Here is a 20,216-nt window from a genome sequence, read left to right as displayed (position 1 = left end):
CCTCCAGATTCTAATAAAGTTTGATATGTACAGTCCAACGTTTGTTTTAGGTCTTAGGAGCTGGTCGTACATGTTGTGTGTTGATTATACTTTTTAATATAAGTATCATCAAGTATAGGTATTGTAAAGTTTTAACCATTTTAAGTTAAAGAGGTGACCTCAAATATGACGCAACAGACGTTGGATCAATTGACGGCTTTAAAGGAGCTTGCACACAAAATTAGTAGTTATGGCGAAGCAGTAGGTCTGCTGCACTGGGATTTACGGACTGGCGCTCCGCGCAAGGGCGTTGATATTCGGTCGGAGACGTTGGGTATGCTGTCCACTGAAATGTTCAAGCTGATGATCTCGGATGAAATGGGACAATTGCTGCAATTTTTTGCCGTAGAAGACAAGCTGAAGCAACTGGAGGACAATGATCGCAGATTGGTGGAGGAATGCCGTAAAAATTATGAACTGAATCGTTCGGTTCCGGCAGACCGATACCGCGATTATAGCATTCTTGCAGCACAGGCAGAGAGCAAGTGGGAGGACGCAAAGGAACATAGCGATTTTGCCGGATTTGAACCGTACTTGTCTAAAATCGTAGACATGAAGCGTGAGTTTATCGGCTACTGGGGTGTTAAGGATACAGAGTATGACACGCTTTTGGATCAATATGAGCCGGGGATGACGGTTGAAAAGCTGGATGCTGTGTTTGATCGTCTCAAAAAGCGCCTTGTGCCCCTATTGTCTAAAATTCAGGCTTCATCGAACCAGCCGGATAAGAGCTTTTTAGATGGTGTATTTGATGTGAAGCAGCAGGAGAAGTTCAGCCTATTCATTTTAGGACAGATGGGGTATGACTTTGACGCAGGTCGTTTGGATGAGAGTGTACATCCTTTCGCAACAGGATTAAATCCAGGTGATGTGCGTATAACAACTCATTATCTGCAAGATGATGTAGCCAGTGCTATTTTCAGTTCGTTGCATGAAGGAGGTCATGCGCTGTACGAACAAAATATTGCTCCAGAGCTGGCAGGATCACTACTGTCTGGAGGAACCTCTATGGGGATTCATGAATCCCAGTCCCGCTTGTGGGAGAATAAAATCGGACGCAGTCGTGCTTTCTGGGATCGGTATTACGATGATTTGCAAAAGCATTTTCCTGATCGTTTGGCAAAGGTTACGGCAGAGCAATTCTACCGGGCAGTCAACCGTGTGGAAAATTCACTGATTCGTATTGAAGCGGATGAGCTAACATATAATTTACATATCATTATCCGTTATGAAATTGAAAAAATGCTGTTTAATGAAAAGCTGGATGTGAAGCGTCTCCCCGAGGTGTGGAATGCGAAATATAAGGAATACTTGGGGCTTGTTCCACCGAATGACGGACTGGGCGTACTTCAAGACGTTCACTGGTCCGGCGGTGATTTTGGTTATTTTGCTTCCTACTCACTTGGCAATATGTATGCAGCGCAAATTTTGGCGACATTACGCAAAGAGTTGCCAAATCTGGATGAATTAATTGCTGCTGGAGAGCTTGAGCCGATCAAGCAATGGCTGACCGAACGTATTTACCGTTACGGCAAGAGTCGGACGCCGTCCGAGTTGATTGTAGCCATTACAGGAGAGGATCTGAACCCGGATTATCTCGCCGACTATCTGGAAGAGAAATATACCTCCATATACAAGCTGTAAATCATATAGATCTACCCCGCGTTCCCGGGCGAACGTGGGTTTTTTTTTTGCAATTAACCAATATATCGACAATGGCATAACAATATATGAAGTCAACCGATGTAAAAAGGTGGGGAGGGAATAAGGATGAAAAACGGCGCTCGTTTCAAAGCTGTGGTGGCTGCGGCACTACTCGGATTACTGTTGCTCAGTGGGTGCACCCCCAAAGGAGGGGAGCAGACGATTGAGATCAGATTAGGCGAGGTAGCCCGTACGGTCTTTTATGCGCCGCAGTATGTAGCCTTGAGCCAGGGTATGTTTGCTCAGGAGGGACTGGATGTCCAGCTGGCAACGATTCCCGGGGGTGACAAGGCAATGACGGCGTTGTTGTCCAATCAGGCGGATATCGCGCTCATCGGCGCGGAAACATCTATTTATGTGTATCAGCAAGGAGCAGAGGACCCTATCATTAATTTTGCCCAACTGACACAGACGGATGGAACCTTTTTGTTTGCCCGTCAAACGCAGAATAGCTTTGAATGGGAAAAGCTGAGAGGACAAAATTTTTTGGGGCAACGCAAGGGTGGAATGCCGCAAATGTCACTTGAATTTACGCTTCGCAAACACGGCATTGATCCTCACAAGGATCTGAAGCTGATTCAAAATATTGATTTTGCTAATGTTGCCTCTGCTTTCGGCTCCGGTACAGGGGATTATGTGCAGCTGTTTGAACCGCAGGCATCTATTTTTGAAAAGGAAGGTCGTGGGCGGGTTGTTGCCTCTATCGGTGTGGAGAGCGGCGAGTTGCCGTATACAGTATATATGGCTAAGCAAAGCTACCTGAACACAAATAGCGAGGCTGCACAGAAATTCACAAATGCTGTATATCGGGCACAACAGTGGATTGCTACGCATTCACCTGCACAGATTGCCGAAGCAATCACGCCCTATTTTAAAGATACAGATTTAGCTGTTTTAACGAGTAGTATCAAGCGATATAAGGAACAGAGTACCTATGCTTTGAACCCGATGATTGAGGAAAAGGAATGGAAGAACTTACAGGATGTCATGACCTCGGCAGGGGAGCTTAAAAGTCCGGTTGCACTAGATAAGCTAGTGAACCCAAGCTTTGCACAACAAGCGATTTCGTCAAGCTCTACCGGGAATACTGAACCGTCTGTGAAAAAGAGCACAACTGAATCTACGCATGCAGGCGTCGGTGCCGGAGGTTCGTCATGATGGAGGAACGGAGTGGCCTAACTTTGGACGCGACCATCCCGATGGTGAGACTGGAGCAAGTGACGCATGTCTATGTAACGGATCGTGAAGCTTCGCTGGCGGTTGAGAATATTGATTTTTCCGTAGAGACAGGGGAATTTGTCAGCTTGGTTGGTCCAAGCGGCTGCGGCAAAACGACGATCCTGTCCATGATCGCGGGGCTACTGCGTCCAGCGGCAGGCCAAGTTATGTTGCAAGGTCAGCCGGTAAGTGGTCCGAGTCCAGAGGTCGGTTACATGTTGCAGCAGGATTATCTGTTCCCGTGGCGGACGATAATGGATAACGCATTGTTGGGTCTGGAACTAGGCAAAAGAGTAGATGAAGCTGCGCGTGAGCGGACACGGCTGTTACTGGAAGGCATGGGTCTGGGAGGGAAGGAGCATCTGCATCCATCCCAGTTGTCTGGGGGAATGCGCCAGCGCGTGGCGCTGGTACGGACGCTGGCGACCAATCCGGGACTGCTGCTGCTGGATGAGCCGTTCTCCGCGCTGGATTATCAAACCAAGCTACAGCTGGAGGATCTGATTGCGGAAACCTTGCGCGAGCGGAGGAAGACGGCTATTTTAGTCACACATGATTTGGCTGAGGCCATTGCGGTCAGTGACCGGATTATAGTGATGGGTCGAAATCCGGGTCATATCCGACGTACCTTCGAGATTCCGGATTGCATCCGAGAAGCTCAGCCTTTTTATGCACGCGAGCAGCCGGGTTTTAATGAGCTTTTTCATGAAATATGGGGTGAACTGGAGGCTTCGGGAGCAAAGGAGTGAGTTAACGTATGAAGGACGAAGCGGATCAGCTTGAGCAACGTTGGATTCAAGGACTACATCAGGCGTATTTACGCAGCAGGCGTTCGCAACAATGGTTAGTGACAGGTGTGCAGACAGCTATTTTACTGCTTTTGTTTGTGCTATGGGAAATTGCAGGCCGTTTGAAGTGGATTGATGTACTACTGTTCAGCTATCCGAGCAAAATTTTTACCCAGATCGGTAAGGATGCGGTCAGTGGTGAATTATGGGGACATGTAGGTGTCACCGTGGGAGAGACGATGGCGGGGTTTTTACTCGGTACACTGTTAGGTACGTTGCTGGCTGTACTTATTTGGTGGTCACCGTTTTTGTCGAGGGTGCTTGATCCCTATATGGTCGTGTTCAACAGTATGCCTAAGGTGGCGCTAGGTCCAATTTTTATCGTCATGTTTGGGGCGGGATTTACTGCTATCCTAATGACAACCCTCTCCATTACGGTCATCATTACGACACTAGTCGTATACAACAGCTTTCAGGAAGTCGATTCGAATCTGATCAAAGTGGTTCGCACGTTTGGCGGATCACGCCGTGATACGTTTCAAAAGGTGATTTTACCTGCATCCTTTCCTGCAATCGTCTCTACGCTGAAAGTGAATGTCGGTATGGCATGGGTTGGTGTGATTGTTGGTGAATTTCTGGTGGCTAAAAACGGCTTAGGCTATTTGATTATCTATGGTTTTCAGGTGTTCAATTTCACGCTGGTTATGTCCAGTCTGTTGATCATTGCTGTCGTAGCTACACTGATGTATCAGGCGGTTGTGTATGTGGAGCATCGTCTGCTTTCGGGTCGTCCTCATCGGTAATAATAAAATTTCTGAACATTTGTGTAAAGCGTGAAAATAAAGTACCATGAAAAATGAAAATACTTAAAATTTATGAAAATGAGCATTATGCATAAATTTCGAATTATGCAAAATGCTGAAACAGATTTCATCTAGAGAGGACAGAAATTTTTCATGGGCTTTCGTACGATTAAAACGGCTATTGCCGCATTAATGGCCGTACTTATTGCGGAGGGTTTTGGCATTCATGGAGCCACCTCAGCAGGGCTTTTAGCGATTTTGGGGGTGGATGTCACACGCAAGAGAAGTCTCCGTACCATTTCGGCGAGATTTTTTGCATCCGTCGTGGGGCTTCTTTTTGCTTGTGTTTTGTTTGTGGTATTCGGGTTCCATGATTGGGTACTGGCATTATATATTTTAACGGCGTTTCCAGTCATTGTACGGGTGGGGTTTAAAGAAGGGATCGTCACCGGTTCGGTCGTAGTTTTTCGCGTATTCAGCGGCGGCGTGATTGATATGGAGGTACTGCTGACCCAGCTAGCTCTGCTAGTGATTGGACTGGGTTCCGCGATGATTGTCAATTTAGCCTATATGCCGGGTTCTGATAATACAATGCAACAAATTCGGCAGGAGGTGGATCGGACATTTTCTGTTATATTCAGAAATATGGCCAATACGCTGCGTAGTCCAGCATACATATGGGATGGCAAGGAAGTTATTGAAGCGAACAGCGTGATAGCCAAAGGGGTTACTGAGGCGGGGCGTTCCTTGGAAAATCAGATGCTTCGTCCCCAAGAGGGCTGGAATGTGTATTTTTATATGCGAAAAGAACAGCTGGATTCGATCCAAAATATGATGCAGTTGATCGCACAAATGTACCAGCATATGCCGCAGGCCAAGCTTCTGGCCGAGCTGTTCGACCAGCTTAGCAATGACGTTTTGGCTGGACATTATACGGGACAGACCGAGAAGCTGCTAGAGCAGGTTCGTGAAGAATTTAAAGCCATGGAGCTTCCCGCAACCCGGGAGGAATTTGAGATTCGCTCGGCATTATTGCAGCTTACACATGAGCTTCATCAGTATTTGAAAATTGCGAAAAAGGACAAGGCCCCTACTCCAGTAAAAAATTAGAGTAAAGGCCTTGAGCGGCTACTATCCATGACGGATAGTAGCCTTTTCTTGTTCAGTAATGGTAGAAGCCGATTGACTCAAAGTCCGTTTGTACCGAATTCGGTCTGTGATCCATAAGACAGCGGTGATCAGGCAAGGGTACAGCATAGCCCATCCGACAAAAGGGAAAACGATCGCCGTAGAGATGAACGATATCCAACTAATGGAAACGCCCCAGCGACTACCACGCAGAAGCTTAATTCCTGCTGCACAACCTCCTAGATAGGTCAGAATAAAGGTGGCGTTCGGGAACTGGATCAGGTTAGTGAGTGAAACAGCGCCACTACCGTACAACACCATAATGATCACGAAGCAGACGCTAAGAAAAGCAATGCCTCCGATAGGGGTATGGAAACGTTGGGATAACCTACCCATCCAGCGAAAGGCCTGTCCTTGCCGGGATAAAGCATAAGCGACACGTGAAGCGGCACCAACATAAGCAATAATAGTAGCGGTACAAATAAAGATACCCGTCAAGCCTGCAATTATCGCGCCCCATGGCCCGATAGCTCGACTAATCACCCATACGAGCGAAGCATCCGAATCCCCTGCAAGGTAACTTTGTGTGCCCACAGTAGCCAGCGCAGTTAAGAAATAAAGTAAACCGACAATGACGGCTGCAATGGTCACACCTCTAACGGCCGCCCGCTGGGGATTGGTGAATTCCTCTGACATATGGGACACGGCCTCCCAACCGATAAAGCACCAAAACAAAATCGCGGCCGCTTGACCGATGGAGAGCCAGCCATGTGGAACAAACGGGGTGAAATGGACTGTTTTCATCTGAGGAAGTGCTGCGGCAATGGCGAATATAAGGACGGCAACGATAGCTATGACGACTGCGATCTGAATACGTCCCGCGACCTTCATGCCGATCCAGTTGATGATCAGGCCCACCGCCAGCATAGCAACGGCTAACATTATGCGGCTTTCCTCTCCCCAGCCCATGGCTGCGGTCATATAGCCGGCTCCAGTGAGTGCGGCAACAGGTGCTCCGATTGGAACCGACATGAGAAAAAACCACCCGATATAAGCACCGGCACGTGGGGAAAAGGCCAACGTGACAAAGTGCGATACCCCTCCCGCATTCGGGAATTTGGCAGATAGAAGCCCCATGGAAAGTGCCATTGGCAGGATGAGCAGGGTCATAAAACCCCATGCCAGCAGCGATGCCGGCCCCGCCATTTGGGCAGCAAGACCAGGCACAATCAATATCCCCGAACCCAGTACAGCTCCGATATAGAGTGCAATGGCCTGTGGAAGACCAATGGTGGATTGAAGTTTATTTTCATTTGTCATGCAGAAAAGCCTTCTTTCTCTTGTTATTTTCTTCAGCTTATCAGATAATCAATCTATCGGAAAAACGGAATATAACGATTGCTTGCATCGGAAAAACCGATTGAAGGAGCGGATTATGGAATCGCGGCATTTGTTTACCTTTTTAAATGTAGTTGAGGCAGGCAGTTTTACGCGAGCAGCGCGTATACTGGATTATGCACAGTCGAGTATCACTGCTCAAATTCAAGCGCTAGAGACAGAGTTGGGTACGCCGCTTTTTGATCGCATTGGCAAAAAAATCATGCTGACGGATGCCGGACGACGTCTGCTGCCCTATGCGCAGGAAATTTCCAAGATGCATGCTATGGCTAAGGATGCACTTCGTTCAGAAACAGAATTGGCGGGCACGCTGAAAATAGGAGCACCAGAGTCTCTGGCCGCTTTTCGTCTACCGAGTCTGATCCGTGAATACAGGGAACGGTATCCGAAGGTTAAAATTGTACTTAAACCCGGCGAATGCTGGGAATTACGTGATCTGATTCGTTCCGGTGAGCTGGATTTGGCTTTTTTGCTTCAGCCTGAGACGGAGGATAGAGAATTGAATGTCACCACGCTTATTCACGAGCCGATGGCCTTGGTAGCGCCACTTATGCATTCGCTGGTTACCTATAGCCGGGTAGAGCCTGCCGACTTGAAGGACGAAACCATTTTGCATACGGAGGCAGGATGTACGTACCGTATCCTTTTTGAGCAGTATTTGAATAAACACGGAATTTTTTCAGACCCTAGCCTGGAATTTTGGAGTATTGAAGCCATCAAGCAGTGTGTCATGGCTGGATTGGGTATAGCGCTGCTTCCGCTGGTAACGGTACAAAATGAGCTGCGAGAAGGTAAAATGGCGCGTTTAGCCTGGGATGACAGTGAACAGCAGGTGGCTACTCAGGTCGCTTATCACACGAAAAAGTGGAAATCCCCGGCTCTTAGTGAATTTTTACAGATCGTTGAGCAGCATGTAACACATTGGCGTGCATGAGTTCAAGCCATCGCGGCATATGCTTATACAAATAATATTTTTTCCTTTTCGCCTATTCACTCAACATTCGCCCACAACCTGCATACATATGTATGGAATGATTGATTGTATGGAGGAGGTTCAAGAATGGCATTAAGTCATAAAAATCGTAGAGAGATTATTACCAAAGCGATCTGTGGTAAAGGTCGCAGATTCTCTACCGTAACCCATACCGTAACTCCGCCGAATAATCCAACGAGCATTTTAGGGGCATGGATTATTAACCACCAGTATGAAGCTGTGGCGGCGGGGGACGGCATTGAGGTCGTCGGGACGTATGATATCAATATTTGGTACTCATACGATAAAAACTCGCAGACCGATGTGGCCAAGGAAACGGTGTCGTACGTAGAAAATGTGCCGCTCTCGTATCTTGATCCGAAGCACCGGGCGTCTACAGTGGAAGTATCCGCCGAAGCTACACAGGAGCCGAGTTGCGTCGAGGCCAGTGTGTCTTCTGGAGGTGGCAGCGTAATGATCCGGGTCGAGCGGGAATTTGCGGTGGAGCTGGTGGCGGAAACGAAGATTGTTGTAGAAGTATTCCCGAATGGTAGCAGCGATGATTTTGAAAAAGACTTTGATTTTGGAGCGGAAGAGGGGGACTATGAGGAGCTCGACCCCGACCTCATTGACGACGAGCTCTGACAGAAGTAACCAAAAAGAGGGCCGCTTTACTCTTTGCGCCGGCTGATTCTGCGCAGGGGGCAAAGGCCCTCCTTTTTTGTTGTTGTGGGTTGAAATCCGTACGTAGTCCGTAGGGGGGAATATGATGCAGCAGCCGGGACAGGCGCTCATACGCTTCAGACAGATGTCAAATGATGAAAAAAAGCGTAGACTGGAGCGTTCAGGCATAGCGGTGCAGTGGATGGATAGCAGCCTTGCAGATTTTGCGATAGGCTACGCGGTGCAAATCCATCAACTGCGAGTGTTGGAAATTCGTAGACGTGCCATCGAGGGCCCTTCCAAAGTCCGCGCACACGATCTATCTGAGCTGGATCAACATTCACCGCTCTATGTCCGGATGGAGCGGCTGGCTGTACGTGCGTTGTACACACTGGGTTTGGACAGTGGTGAGGTGGTACTGACGCCGCTGGGGGAGCGCAGCTGTCAGGTGCGCGAAGTCTCGGCACAGCCATGGCTGAATGATAGACGTTTGGCCACGCTATATGAAATTGCTGCGCGCGAAGGGGATATTGAGGGTGAGAATCTTTCAGCGGAACGAGGGAGAGATCGACTACTCATCGGAATGGACCCTGAATTTGTGCTGGTTCGTATGCCAGAGGGACGGGTCGTTCCGGCATCAAGATATTTGGGTCGTCTCGGCATAGCCGGCTGCGATGCTGTTACTCGTCGAGGACGAACACTGTATCCAGTCGCTGAGCTTCGTCCTGCGCCAAGTGGAGATCCGGCCCGTCTGCTGAAGCATCTGCGTCAAGCTTTTGCAACCGCAGCCCGGCGCATTGCTGACCGCACACTCATCTGGCAGGCGGGGGGGATGCCGCAACCGGGTTTTCCGCTGGGCGGACATCTGCATTTTAGCGGGGTTTCGCTAAACGGTGCCTTGCTCCGGGCACTGGATAACTATTTGGCACTGCCTTTGGCGCTACTGGAAGACAAGCGTGCGGTCCGGCGCAGACCGCATTATGGCAATTTGGGTGATTTTCGCCGTCAGTCGTATGGAGGCTTTGAATATCGTACACTGCCCAGTTTTCTTATTTCGCCACAGCTGGCGAAAGGTGTGATTGGAATGGCGTTTCTCATTGCTTCTCAATATCCGCGTTTGCAACGTAGGCCGCTGGGTCAGGAGGAGGCTCACAGAGCCTTTTACGAAGGAAATCAATCTGTGCTTAAGGAGTATGTGGAACCTCTTATTTTGGATATGGTTTCACTAGAAATATACTCGCAATATGAAGCTTATGTAGCGCCATTGCTGGACAGCCTCCGCAAGGGGAAACAGTGGGATGAATCACGGGATTTGCGCCCATATTGGAAGCTTACGTAAAATCAAGTGTCGACACCAGGAACGGTTTCATGTTATCGACTGTCATTTTTGATATAATGAGAGATAATTATAAGTTTAAACGGAACAAAGTGTGGGGGTTAGTGAACGGTATGTCCAAATATACACCGATGATTGAGCAGTATTTATCCATAAAAGAGCAGGCTAAAGATGCATTTTTGTTTTTCCGTCTGGGAGATTTTTACGAGATGTTTTTCGATGATGCAATTCTTGCATCCAAGGAGCTGGAAATTACACTTACGGGTCGTGAGGGTGGCGCCACGGAAAAAATTCCGATGTGCGGCGTGCCTTATCATTCAGCTGAAAATTACATACAGCGCCTCATTGAGAAGGGTTATAAGGTGGCCATCTGTGAGCAAATGGAGGAAGCCTCAGCTACGAAGGGGATGGTGCGGCGGGATATTGTCCGCGTTGTTACCCCGGGAACGGTAATGGAAGGCAAGGTGCTGGGTGACAAATCCAACAACTACATGGTATGTGTCACAGAGACGGACGGGATGCTGGCGCTTGCGGCGTGCGACTTGTCAACAGGTGAATTGTATGTGACTTCTGTGCCTGATTCGAAAGAATGGCTACTAGATGAAATTAACATTTATGAGCCTTCCGAAATGTTGGGAGATGGTCATCTGCTGGATTTTGTGACATCCCGTATGTCCCCCGTTGGACGGCGTGTTGTGTATACGGCCTGGGACAAATCCAAGGATGATTTGGTTCGGGATCAATTTGGGGAAGCCACGTGGGCAAGGCTTACGGAGGAACGCAGACGGTGCGTATCGCGCTTGATTTCCTATTTGAATGAAACACAAAAAAGATCGTTAGGCCAATTGACCCAAATCTCGGTATATGAGCCAAACCATTTTATGATTTTGGATCCATTTACCCGCAGAAATCTGGAACTGGTGGAGACGGTACGTGAACGCTCCAAGAAAGGCTCGCTATTGTGGCTGTTGGATCGCACAGAAACATCCATGGGTGCTCGTCTGTTGCGTCGATGGATCGACAAGCCGCTGTTGAGCAGCAGCCTTATTGAGGAACGCTTGGAGGCGGTGGACAAGCTATACCACCAGTTTATTTTCCGAGAGGATGTACGTGCTCAGCTTAAAGAGATTTACGATCTGGAGCGTCTAGTTGGGCGGATCGCCTTTGGTAGTGCTAATGCACGAGATCTGATCGCCCTCAAGCTGTCGCTGGCCCAAATTCCTTCTTTACGCGAGCTGTGCGCTGAATCTCCTTCGAAGACGCTGAGACGGATTGCACAAACGCTGGATAGCTGTACAGACCTGTGTGCGTTGATTGAGGAAGCGGTGGCGGATGAACCGCCAATTTCCGTAAGGGATGGAGGTCTTATTAAGGAAGGCTACCATCAGCGTCTGGACGAACTGCGCGAGGCGAGTGTGAACGGTAAACGTTGGATCGCTGAGCTAGAGGCCAAGGAACGTGCAGCAACCGGCATTCGGTCACTTAAAATTGGATACAACAAAGTATTTGGTTATTATATCGAGGTGACCAAATCCAATTTGGCTTCATTACCAGAGGGGCGATATGAACGCAAACAGACGTTGGCGAATGCGGAACGGTATATAACACCGGAGTTGAAGGAAAAGGAATCTCTAATTCTGGAAGCCGAGGATAAAATGGTTGATCTGGAGTACACGCTTTTTACCGAGCTTCGCAGTAAACTGAACGCTGAAATTCCCCGTTTGCAAAAGCTGGCAGAGCAAGTGGCTGAAATTGACGTGTATCAGTCGCTGGCATCGGTTAGTGCGGAACGGGGATTCGTGAAACCTGAGCTGACTACAGGATATGATTTCGTAGTGGAGCAGGGGCGCCATCCCGTGGTGGAAGCCGTAATGAAAGATGGCGGTTTTATTGCCAACAGCACGGTGTTGGAGGAAGGCGATGCGCATATTCTACTTATCACCGGGCCGAACATGGCTGGGAAAAGTACGTATATGCGTCAGGTTGCGCTTATTGCAATTATGGCTCAAATTGGCTGCTTTGTCCCAGCTGCACGTGCCAAGGTGCCGATGCTGGATCGCATTTTTACACGGATCGGCGCGGCGGATGATCTCATCGGCGGGCAGAGTACGTTTATGGTCGAAATGGCAGATATCCAAGTAATGACGGACAAGGCAACTCCGCGAAGCTTGATCATTATTGATGAACTGGGACGAGGTACGTCCACTAGTGAAGGGATGGCAATTGCACAGGCAGTCATCGAATTTGTCCATGACACGATCGGCTGTAAGGCGCTGGTATCCACGCATTTCCATGAGCTGGCGCATTTGGAGCAAGGCCTGTCTTCGCTGCGAAATTACTCTATGGCCGTGCAGGAAAGCGGCGACAAGGTGAATTTCCTACGCAAGCTCATACCGGGAGCGGCTAGCAGTAGCTATGGCATTTATTGTGCTCGGCTTGCAGGCTTGCCCAATAACATTATTGAGCGAGCGAATGGACTGCTGAATGGTTTTGAACAGGCAGCAGCTCAAGTAACGGCAGGTACCGAGATAGTAGTAGGAGGGAAGGAAGGGACTGATCTTCGTACAGTTTCAGGGACGGAAGGTATTTCTTCTTTGACCGAATATAATTCAGGCCAGACATTGCGAGAAAGCGGAGAAACTGCATCATCAACTCAGTCTTTATCGCAGCAAGCCACCCTGGTAAAAGAAGATACTCTACAGACTGTGGAGGATTCCAGCAGGTTGGAGCAAGGAGCAACCGAAGTGGTACAGCTGTCCATTTTCGGAGAGCAGGAGCTTACCGCCTCCAAGCCCCATGCAGAGACAGTAGAGGCTAATCCGATTGTGCGCCAAATTTTGCGCAAGGTTAAAAATGCTGATGTCATGAATATGACTCCTTTACAGGCAATGCAGCTATTAAATGATCTTAAAAACAAGGCCAATGGTCTGTAGTTAAAATAAGTGACATTTATTCCTATTTTTCATCACACTTTGAAGTCAGGAGGAGGTTAAAAGGATGTCTAAAATTCGGGTACTGGATGAACATATTGCGAACCAGATCGCTGCCGGTGAGGTCGTGGAACGTCCAGCCTCCGTCGTGAAGGAGCTGGTGGAAAATGCGATTGATGCAGGCGGTACGCGGGTGGACGTATGGGTAGAAGAAGGCGGTCTGCAAAGTATCCGGGTGACGGATAATGGAAGTGGCATTGAGCCTGAGGATGTAGAGACGGCATTCTATCGGCACGCGACAAGCAAAATTGGACATGGTCGCGACCTGTTTCAGATCACAAGTCTCGGCTTTCGGGGAGAGGCGTTGCCAAGTATAGCGGCTGTATCGAAAGTAGAGCTGCTTACAGCAGCCGGAGATGACGGGCGTGCCCGTAAATTGGTGATTGAGGGCGGCAAGCTGGTGCTTCACGAGGATGCCGCTAGCAGGCAAGGGACGGATTTTACCGTACGGGAGCTGTTCTATAATACACCTGCACGGCTGAAATATATGAAAACAATCCAGACCGAGCTGGGACACATTTCGGATGTATTGTACCGAATGGCGCTTTCGCACCCTGAGGTTGCCTTCACATTGCGGCATAATGGCAATACATTGTTGCAAACGCTGGGTAATGGTGATTTGCTCCAGGTGATTGCCGCTATTTATGGAACTTCTGCGGCGAAGTCCATGCTGCTGCTGGAAGGAGAGAGCCTCGATTACCGAATTAGCGGCTATATCAGCCGCCCAGAGTGGACCAGATCGAATCGGAATGCGATATCGACGGTAGTGAATGGACGTTTTGTGCGTAGCTACGGGCTTAATCAGGCGTTGCTCAAGGCATATCATACCTTATTGCCGATCAATCGTTTTCCGCTGGCTGTGATCCAACTGGAAATGCATCCTTCTTTGGTGGATGTTAACGTTCATCCTGCCAAGCTGGAGGTAAGGTTCAGCAAAGAAGCTGAACTGTTTCAGTTGGTCGAGGATTCGGTAAAAGCTGTTTTAGGGCAGCAAGTGCTGATTCCGAAGGCAGTCAAGCGCGAGATCGGTGGCAAGGACAGTGGCTCGTTTGTGCAGGAGCAGTTTCACTTCTCAAAGGGAAATGCTACGGAAGGGGATGCTCCTTCCGGCAAAGACCGGGGGGGAGCACTGCCACTTTCCGTGACCTCGCCGGAGAACCAGGTACCGGGCCAATCCAATTACTTGAACAGAAACGAAGAGAATAACAGAGGTAGCCAGGAGCGTGAGCAACGTCCGAGCAGGGGTAGCCTCTCAGCCATTGGACGGGCAAACAACCTTTCAGGTAAAAGTATTAGTGATGATGAACTGGATGCAGATTTTGTGGAAGAAAACAACGGGAGTGAAGTTAGAGGGGAAGTGCCGCTCCCTGATGGAGCGACTGTACAGTCGCCCGAAGGAGATAATGCTGCAATAGGCACATCTTCTTTATACAGTGAAGGGATAAAGGAAACGGCTGCTTCTGCTGCTTACCCATCTTCTGTGCCGCCGATTGTAGGACACGCTACGGATTCCCGTCATTTCGCGGATCAGAAGCCTCGCCAGCAACGTCTGAATGTAGAGCAATTGGCAGTGGTGTCGGGAGAAGTTCCAGAGTTGCCCACTTTTCCTGAACTGAATTTAATCGGTCAGCACCACGGGACATATCTGATTGCACAGAACGACCAGGGCTTGTATTTAATTGATCAACATGCCGCACATGAACGAGTCAATTATGAATTTTATTATGAAAAATTCGGTAATCCCGAGTCAGTATCGCAGGAATTGCTACTGCCAATTACACTGGATTTTACGCCTTCCGAGACAGAAAAGTTGAAAACAAGGCTGCACTGGTTTGAGCAGGCGGGGGTGTATTTGGAGCATTTTGGCGGTCAAACTTTCCGTGTCAGCTCTTACCCGTACTGGCTTCCCCAAGGGGAAGAAGCGGATGTTATTGAGGAAATGGCCGGATGGGTGCTCGAGGAAAGAGCCATTGATCTTGCAAAGCTGCGGGAGGCAGCCTCGATCATGTGCTCCTGCCGGGCTTCGATTAAGGCAAACCAGAAGCTGACTGACCGACAGGCTAGCGTGCTGCTAGAGCGTTTGGCAGCGTGCAAACAACCATATACTTGCCCTCATGGGCGACCTATTGTGGTTTCCTTTTCCACATATGATTTAGAGAAGCTGTTTAAAAGAGTAATGTAAGGGAGTATATATATGTTACAGGATCGGGAAAACCGTGAAGAAGAGCGGTCGAGGCTACGGGAGAAGAAAGTCGAATTACTGGTCACGACAGGGGATTCCCCCTCGGCTGAGGTTGTGGAGCGAGCGAAGCTGCTTGCAGCCGAGTTAGAGGTGTTGTATGCCCCTCGTCGTGGCATATCGGTAGCTAAGCTAATCGCGGCTCACAGAGTCCGCCAAGCATTGGTTCTGGTGCAGGGCGGAGTGAGACTGATCAGCCCAGAACAATCACCGATGGTTTTTCACCCGAGTATGGGCTTCATTCGCGCCAAACGGGTATTAAAGGGTGAACCTGACCCGATGTTGACGGCTGCCCGGATCGTCCCGGGTGATACTGTGCTGGATTGCACCGCAGGACTTGGTACGGATTCTCTTCTATTTTCAATTGGAACGGGAAGCTCTGGACAAGTCACGGCTGTGGAGAGTTCTTTCCCCGTCTATGCTTTAATCAAGGATGGAATGAGGCATTACCGTTCCGGCAACGCTGAAGTAGATCAGGCCTTTTCCAACATTGATGTTCGTTTTGGTCATCATTTGGACTATTTGCGCAGTTTGCCGGATCGCAGTATAGATATTATTTACTTTGACCCTATGTTCCGTGATCCATTGCTCGATTCCAGCGCAATCGGTCCATTGAGAGGGTTGGCTAACCCAGACGCGTTGAGTGAGGAAAGTATTATTCATGCGAAACGGATTGCACGAAAAACAATTGTATTAAAAGAAAAACGGGGTAGCGGGGAATTTGCCCGCCTCGGCTTCCGTGTGGAGCAGCGGGGCACAACGAAAACAGTGTACGGAGTGATTGATATTGACAGTGGCACCTAAGCCTAAATTACTTGTTCTTGTTGGCCCGACTGCGGTTGGCAAGACGAAACTAAGCATCGAGATGGCTCGACAATTTGACGCGGAAATTATTTCCGGGGATTCCATGCAGGTATACCGTCATATGGACGTTGGAACTGCCAAAATTTCCGAACAGGAAATGGAAGGAATCAAGCACCATTTAATTGATATTCATGAGCCTGAATACCCATATTCAGTAGCCCAATTTCAGGAAGACTGTCGTCGTCTCATACCTGATATTCAATCTAGAGGAAAGCTACCGTTTATCGTAGGCGGAACAGGTTTATATGTAGAATCAGTCTGCTATGAATACCAGTTTTCCGAGGTGGGGGCTGACGAAGCTTTTCGTCAGGAACAGCTTGACTATGCCGAACAGTTTGGAGCTGACGCGCTTCATGCGCGACTACAGGCGGTTGATCCCGAAAGTGCACTTCGTCTGCATCCTAATGATCGTCGTCGTGTCGTTCGGGCACTGGAAATTTACCATGTTAGCGGAACGACACTTAGCTCTCAACTTGCCAGTCAAAAAAAGGAATCTCCCTACCAACTCTGCATCGTAGGTTTGACAATGGATAGGCAAATGCTATATAAACGTATTGAAGACCGAATTGACGGGATGCTCGATCAAGGGCTTGTTGCTGAGGTAACCTCCTTAATGGAACGGGGAGTGCGAAGCGATGCCATCTCCATGCAAGGTCTAGGCTATAAAGAGATATCCTCCTACCTGCGGGGAGAGGTGTCTTTGGAAGAGGCGGTGACTTGGCTAAAACGGGATACGCGTCATTTTGCGAAGCGACAGCTCTCGTGGTTTCGCCATATGAAGGATATCCAGTGGGTAGATGTCACTGATTTCGGAAATTTTTCTGCTCATGCAGCCCGAATACACGAAATTATAGCAGGAAAGTTCCGGACAGACCTTGAATATACTTCAAAACAATCCAAATGATTATTGGGGGTACGGCTAAAATGAACAAGTCCATTAATATCCAAGATACGTTTCTGAATCAATTGCGCAAGGATTCTATACCTGTAACGGTATACCTCATCAATGGATTTCAGGTGCGAGGGACGATTAAAGCATTTGACAATTTTACGATTGTTATCGACTCGGATGGAAAGCAACAGCTGATTTACAAGCATGCCATCTCCACCTTTACACCGCAACGCAATGTATCGCTTGTACAGCAACAGGATAACGCTAGCGATAACTGATTACGGCTTGACGGTCGCCCGGGTTCATGAAACTTTTCAGGCGTCCGTCTCGTCTAACTGTATAGGAATGTGACCGGGAGCAACCTGATCAGGGTTGTTCTTTTCATTCCGTTTACTTTCATGCTGCCAACAGCAAGCTTTAGGCTTATGTTAGGTATCATATGATTATTCGCGAAAGGGAGTCAGGGGAATGCCAAACGATTCATTGTCCAGATCCGGCAATCGCAATAGAAACACATCTAAAGAGAAGCCGAAGGGCAAGAAAAAGAAAATAACAGGTAAGCGAGTGGGGTGGACGCTATTTATTACAGCGGCCTTAGCCATATTCTGTGCACTTGGTGGATATTTATTTGTCATGGTTAATGGCGAAAAAATTTACAAAGCCAACAAAGACAAAATTACAGTGAACGAGACATCGAAGGTTTATGACCGCAACGGTGTGCTCATGGGTGAGTTGTCTGTGCAAAAAAGCGATCCTGTTAAAAGTGAAGAAATACCAGATCTGCTGAAAAAAGCTTTTGTGGCAACAGAGGATAAACGGTTTTATGAGCATCAGGGTGTTGATATTTGGTCTATCGGTCGGGCGGCTGTTAAGGATATTATAGCTCGTTCGGCAGTGGAGGGCGGCAGTACGCTGACTCAGCAGCTGGCCAAAAACTTGTTTTTGACACGTGACAAAACCTTTTTCCGTAAGGCGACTGAGGTATCCATTGCAATGGCCTTGGAGCGAAATTTGAATAAAGATCAAATTATTACGCTATATCTGAACCGGATTTGGTTTGGACGTTCGTATTCCGGTATTAAAGCAGCATCGGAAGGCTATTTTGGAGTGACAAATTTAAATGACTTAAAGTTGTGGCAGGTCGCTACATTGGCAGCTATTCCGAAAGGGCCATCCAAGTATAATCCGATCAGTAACCCGGAGAACTCGAAGGCACGACGTGCGGTGGTTCTCCAGCTGATGTTTGAGCAAGGGATGATTGGAAAGCAAGAGATGGAAGAGGCCAAGGCTGTAAATTACAATTACAAACAACCAGAAAAAGTTCAAAAGTATCAAAATTTTATGGAATACGTCATGGATGAGGCAGAGGATGCACTGCCAGGAGTTAGCGGCAATGATTTGATTATTGGTGGTTATAAGATTCATACGACAATGGATGCCCAGGCCCAAAATGCGCTGGATCAGGCGATGGCAGATGATGACATGTTCGAAAAAAGTCCTGACGATCAGCCTGTTCAAGCCTCGATGGTCATTATTAACAACCAAACAGGTGGAATTGCCGCGATGGCACCCGGACGAGATTATAAAAAGGGAACCTTCAATCGTGCGACACAGAGCCGCAGACAGCCTGGATCGGCTTTCAAGCCGATTGTAGCCTATGCGCCAGCTCTTGAATCCGGTAAATTTACGATGGATACCCCTTTGAGTAACGAACGCCAGAGTTTTAACGGATACAGTCCGAAAAACTTGCATGGTTACTCATCAACCATCAGCATGCTCGATGCCATTACGAAGTCTGAAAATATTCCGCCTGTATGGTTGCTGAACCAAATCGGTGTGGAAAAAGGGGTTCAATTTGCCGAGAGCGTAGGCATTCCGATGGACAAAAATGATCACTCACTTGCTATCGCATTGGGTGGATTAAGCAAAGGAACGAATACCCTTGAAATGGCGCAGGCGTACAGCGCTTTTGCCAATAAAGGACAATTCCAAAAAGCTTATTCTATTAAGCAAATTAACAACAGTGATGATCAAGTTGTTTATACTCATGAAGAGGATACTAAATCTGTAATGAGTGAAAAAACGGCTTATGAAATGACACAAATGATGCAAAATGTAGTCAATAGCGGCACAGGTCGCAAAGCACGTATTGACTGGCCTGTAGCTGGTAAAACGGGTACGACCCAAAGTGGAATTAGCGGTAACAGTGGTAACCGGGACATCTGGTTTGTCGGTTATACGCCAGAATATACCGGAGCAGTATGGATGGGTTATGATAAGCCGGACAGCAAACATATGCTCAGAAACTACAGTGGGCAGTCGGCAGCCTTTTTCGGAAGAGTCATGGGTGAAGCTCTCAAGGGACACCCGGTTACGCAATTCAGCGAGCCGAAGGGATATGAACCACCAGTTGAGCAGAAGCCAGAAGAGCCGGTTCAGGCTACCGCTCCAAGCGGGCTGAGCGGGTCTTATAGTCAGGACACCCAAATTGTATCGTTGTCCTGGACTGCGGCGACGGGGGATAATGTACAATACCGTGTGTATCGCAAAGGGACTTCTGATGCAGGCTTTGCAACAATCATGGAGGCCATGAAGGGCACGAGTGGTGAAGATACGTCTCCTATAGCTGGAAACACGTATGAATATTATGTAGTGGCTTATGGAGCGGATGGTAAAGAATCCGAGGCTTCTAATACGATCCGTGTGGAAATTCCGGCAGAGACTACTCCGGTTGATCCACAACAAGGGACTGATCCAAACGAGAATGGAACCTTACCGGATAATGGCGGGGCTACAGACGGACAAAACGGTACAGATCAGGGAAATACAGCTCCTGGCGGTATCAACAACAATAATGGCTCAGGTCAGGTTCCGACATCTCCTGGAGATACTAGTGGGAATGGTGCTGGAGGCACAGGCAACAATAATAGCAATTCCGGCAATGGAAACGATACAAATCAGGAAAATGGTCAGACTACTACACCGGATGCAGGTATTTCTGATGAAGATACTATGGTAAATCCAGAAAATACGGATGCATCTACGACTGAAGTCACAACGGATGGAACTCAAGAAGGCAATTCTAACGGTCATTCGAACTCCAATCGTGGACGTCACAATCGGGATTAGCAAGTATTGCTTTATGTAAGTTGAATTTGCTTCAAATCAAAGGTATTTTCGG

Annotated in this window: 15 protein-coding genes; 14 read left to right on the top strand and 1 reads right to left on the bottom strand. The window is 48.3% G+C overall.

Features of this window, described 5'->3' with window-relative positions; genetic code table 11:
• The first annotated feature begins 165 nt into the window (after positions 1-165).
• From ACYCSE_RS24135 to ACYCSE_RS24115, 5 genes are all read left to right on the top strand, one after another.
• A complete protein-coding gene (locus tag ACYCSE_RS24135; RefSeq protein ID WP_440722650.1) occupies positions 166-1,683 on the top strand; it encodes a carboxypeptidase M32 in 1,518 nt (505 codons plus the stop codon).
• A gap of 126 nt (positions 1,684-1,809) precedes the next feature.
• Positions 1,810-2,901, top strand: coding sequence for an ABC transporter substrate-binding protein (locus ACYCSE_RS24130; RefSeq protein WP_322171523.1), 1,092 nt, complete (start codon positions 1,810-1,812; stop codon positions 2,899-2,901).
• The gene (locus tag ACYCSE_RS24125; protein ID WP_322171524.1) at positions 2,898-3,710 is read left to right on the top strand and encodes an ABC transporter ATP-binding protein; all 813 of its coding nucleotides are present in this window, start codon (positions 2,898-2,900) and stop codon (positions 3,708-3,710) included. Before ACYCSE_RS24130 ends, ACYCSE_RS24125 begins: the two co-directional genes overlap by 4 nt.
• Positions 3,711-3,718: 8 nt before the next feature.
• On the top strand, positions 3,719-4,552 hold the full coding sequence (locus tag ACYCSE_RS24120; RefSeq protein WP_459700330.1) for an ABC transporter permease: 834 nt from the start codon (positions 3,719-3,721) through the stop codon (positions 4,550-4,552).
• A gap of 153 nt (positions 4,553-4,705) precedes the next feature.
• Positions 4,706-5,662 (top strand): aromatic acid exporter family protein, encoded by a 957-nt coding sequence (locus ACYCSE_RS24115; RefSeq protein ID WP_023989050.1) that lies wholly within the window; start codon positions 4,706-4,708, stop codon positions 5,660-5,662.
• A gap of 21 nt (positions 5,663-5,683) precedes the next feature.
• Here ACYCSE_RS24115 and ACYCSE_RS24110 read toward each other — a convergent pair whose 3' ends face one another.
• Entirely contained in the window at positions 5,684-7,000 is a 1,317-nt protein-coding gene (locus ACYCSE_RS24110) for an amino acid permease (RefSeq protein ID WP_459700328.1), read from the bottom strand.
• Positions 7,001-7,115: 115 nt separating this feature from the next.
• On the opposite strand from ACYCSE_RS24110, the gene ACYCSE_RS24105 reads away from it, so the two are divergent.
• The 9 genes from ACYCSE_RS24105 to ACYCSE_RS24065 all read left to right on the top strand — a co-directional run bounded on the left by ACYCSE_RS24105 (position 7,116) and on the right by ACYCSE_RS24065 (position 20,164).
• Positions 7,116-8,012 (top strand): LysR family transcriptional regulator, encoded by an 897-nt coding sequence (locus ACYCSE_RS24105; protein WP_069291993.1) that lies wholly within the window; start codon positions 7,116-7,118, stop codon positions 8,010-8,012.
• A gap of 126 nt (positions 8,013-8,138) precedes the next feature.
• Entirely contained in the window at positions 8,139-8,696 is a 558-nt protein-coding gene (locus ACYCSE_RS24100; protein WP_061831597.1) for an outer spore coat protein CotE, read from the top strand.
• A 121-nt stretch (positions 8,697-8,817) separates the two neighbouring features.
• Positions 8,818-10,053, top strand: a complete 1,236-nt coding sequence (locus ACYCSE_RS24095; protein WP_459700325.1) for a putative amidoligase domain-containing protein — start codon at positions 8,818-8,820, stop codon at positions 10,051-10,053.
• A 110-nt stretch (positions 10,054-10,163) separates the two neighbouring features.
• On the top strand, positions 10,164-12,983 hold the full coding sequence (gene mutS / locus ACYCSE_RS24090; RefSeq protein WP_459700323.1) for a DNA mismatch repair protein MutS: 2,820 nt from the start codon (positions 10,164-10,166) through the stop codon (positions 12,981-12,983).
• Positions 12,984-13,047: 64 nt separating this feature from the next.
• Positions 13,048-15,222 (top strand): DNA mismatch repair endonuclease MutL, encoded by a 2,175-nt coding sequence (mutL, locus tag ACYCSE_RS24085; protein WP_459700322.1) that lies wholly within the window; start codon positions 13,048-13,050, stop codon positions 15,220-15,222.
• Positions 15,223-15,234: 12 nt separating this feature from the next.
• The gene (locus tag ACYCSE_RS24080; protein WP_459700320.1) at positions 15,235-16,083 is read left to right on the top strand and encodes a class I SAM-dependent methyltransferase; all 849 of its coding nucleotides are present in this window, start codon (positions 15,235-15,237) and stop codon (positions 16,081-16,083) included.
• Complete coding sequence (gene miaA / locus ACYCSE_RS24075) at positions 16,067-17,047, top strand: tRNA (adenosine(37)-N6)-dimethylallyltransferase MiaA (RefSeq protein ID WP_069289755.1); 981 nt, start codon at positions 16,067-16,069, stop codon at positions 17,045-17,047. Before ACYCSE_RS24080 ends, miaA begins: the two co-directional genes overlap by 17 nt.
• 20 nt (positions 17,048-17,067) lie before the next feature.
• On the top strand, positions 17,068-17,313 hold the full coding sequence (gene hfq, locus ACYCSE_RS24070) for an RNA chaperone Hfq (RefSeq protein ID WP_023989043.1): 246 nt from the start codon (positions 17,068-17,070) through the stop codon (positions 17,311-17,313).
• A 190-nt stretch (positions 17,314-17,503) separates the two neighbouring features.
• On the top strand, positions 17,504-20,164 hold the full coding sequence (locus ACYCSE_RS24065) for a PBP1A family penicillin-binding protein (RefSeq protein WP_459700317.1): 2,661 nt from the start codon (positions 17,504-17,506) through the stop codon (positions 20,162-20,164).
• The last annotated feature ends 52 nt before the right edge of the window (positions 20,165-20,216 follow it).

This window comes from Paenibacillus sp. SEL1 (assembly GCF_054602535.1).
The sequence above is the reverse complement of the archived record's forward strand: the minus strand, read 5'-3'. Positions and strand labels throughout refer to the sequence as shown.

What these genes read in the sequence shown, in the direction of transcription:
- mutL (WP_459700322.1), top strand. Translation starts at nt 13,048, where the DNA reads ATGTCTAAAATTCGGGTACTGGATGAACATATTGCGAACCAGATCGCT.
- ACYCSE_RS24100 (WP_061831597.1), top strand. Translation starts at nt 8,139, where the DNA reads ATGGCATTAAGTCATAAAAATCGTAGAGAGATTATTACCAAAGCGATC.
- ACYCSE_RS24115 (WP_023989050.1), top strand. Translation starts at nt 4,706, where the DNA reads ATGGGCTTTCGTACGATTAAAACGGCTATTGCCGCATTAATGGCCGTA.
- ACYCSE_RS24125 (WP_322171524.1), top strand. Translation starts at nt 2,898, where the DNA reads ATGATGGAGGAACGGAGTGGCCTAACTTTGGACGCGACCATCCCGATG.
- ACYCSE_RS24105 (WP_069291993.1), top strand. Translation starts at nt 7,116, where the DNA reads ATGGAATCGCGGCATTTGTTTACCTTTTTAAATGTAGTTGAGGCAGGC.
- hfq (WP_023989043.1), top strand. Translation starts at nt 17,068, where the DNA reads ATGAACAAGTCCATTAATATCCAAGATACGTTTCTGAATCAATTGCGC.
- mutS (WP_459700323.1), top strand. Translation starts at nt 10,164, where the DNA reads ATGTCCAAATATACACCGATGATTGAGCAGTATTTATCCATAAAAGAG.
- ACYCSE_RS24095 (WP_459700325.1), top strand. Translation starts at nt 8,818, where the DNA reads ATGATGCAGCAGCCGGGACAGGCGCTCATACGCTTCAGACAGATGTCA.
- ACYCSE_RS24130 (WP_322171523.1), top strand. Translation starts at nt 1,810, where the DNA reads ATGAAAAACGGCGCTCGTTTCAAAGCTGTGGTGGCTGCGGCACTACTC.
- ACYCSE_RS24135 (WP_440722650.1), top strand. Translation starts at nt 166, where the DNA reads ATGACGCAACAGACGTTGGATCAATTGACGGCTTTAAAGGAGCTTGCA.
- ACYCSE_RS24120 (WP_459700330.1), top strand. Translation starts at nt 3,719, where the DNA reads ATGAAGGACGAAGCGGATCAGCTTGAGCAACGTTGGATTCAAGGACTA.
- ACYCSE_RS24080 (WP_459700320.1), top strand. Translation starts at nt 15,235, where the DNA reads ATGTTACAGGATCGGGAAAACCGTGAAGAAGAGCGGTCGAGGCTACGG.
- ACYCSE_RS24065 (WP_459700317.1), top strand. Translation starts at nt 17,504, where the DNA reads ATGCCAAACGATTCATTGTCCAGATCCGGCAATCGCAATAGAAACACA.
- ACYCSE_RS24110 (WP_459700328.1), bottom strand. Translation starts at nt 7,000, where the DNA reads ATGACAAATGAAAATAAACTTCAATCCACCATTGGTCTTCCACAGGCC.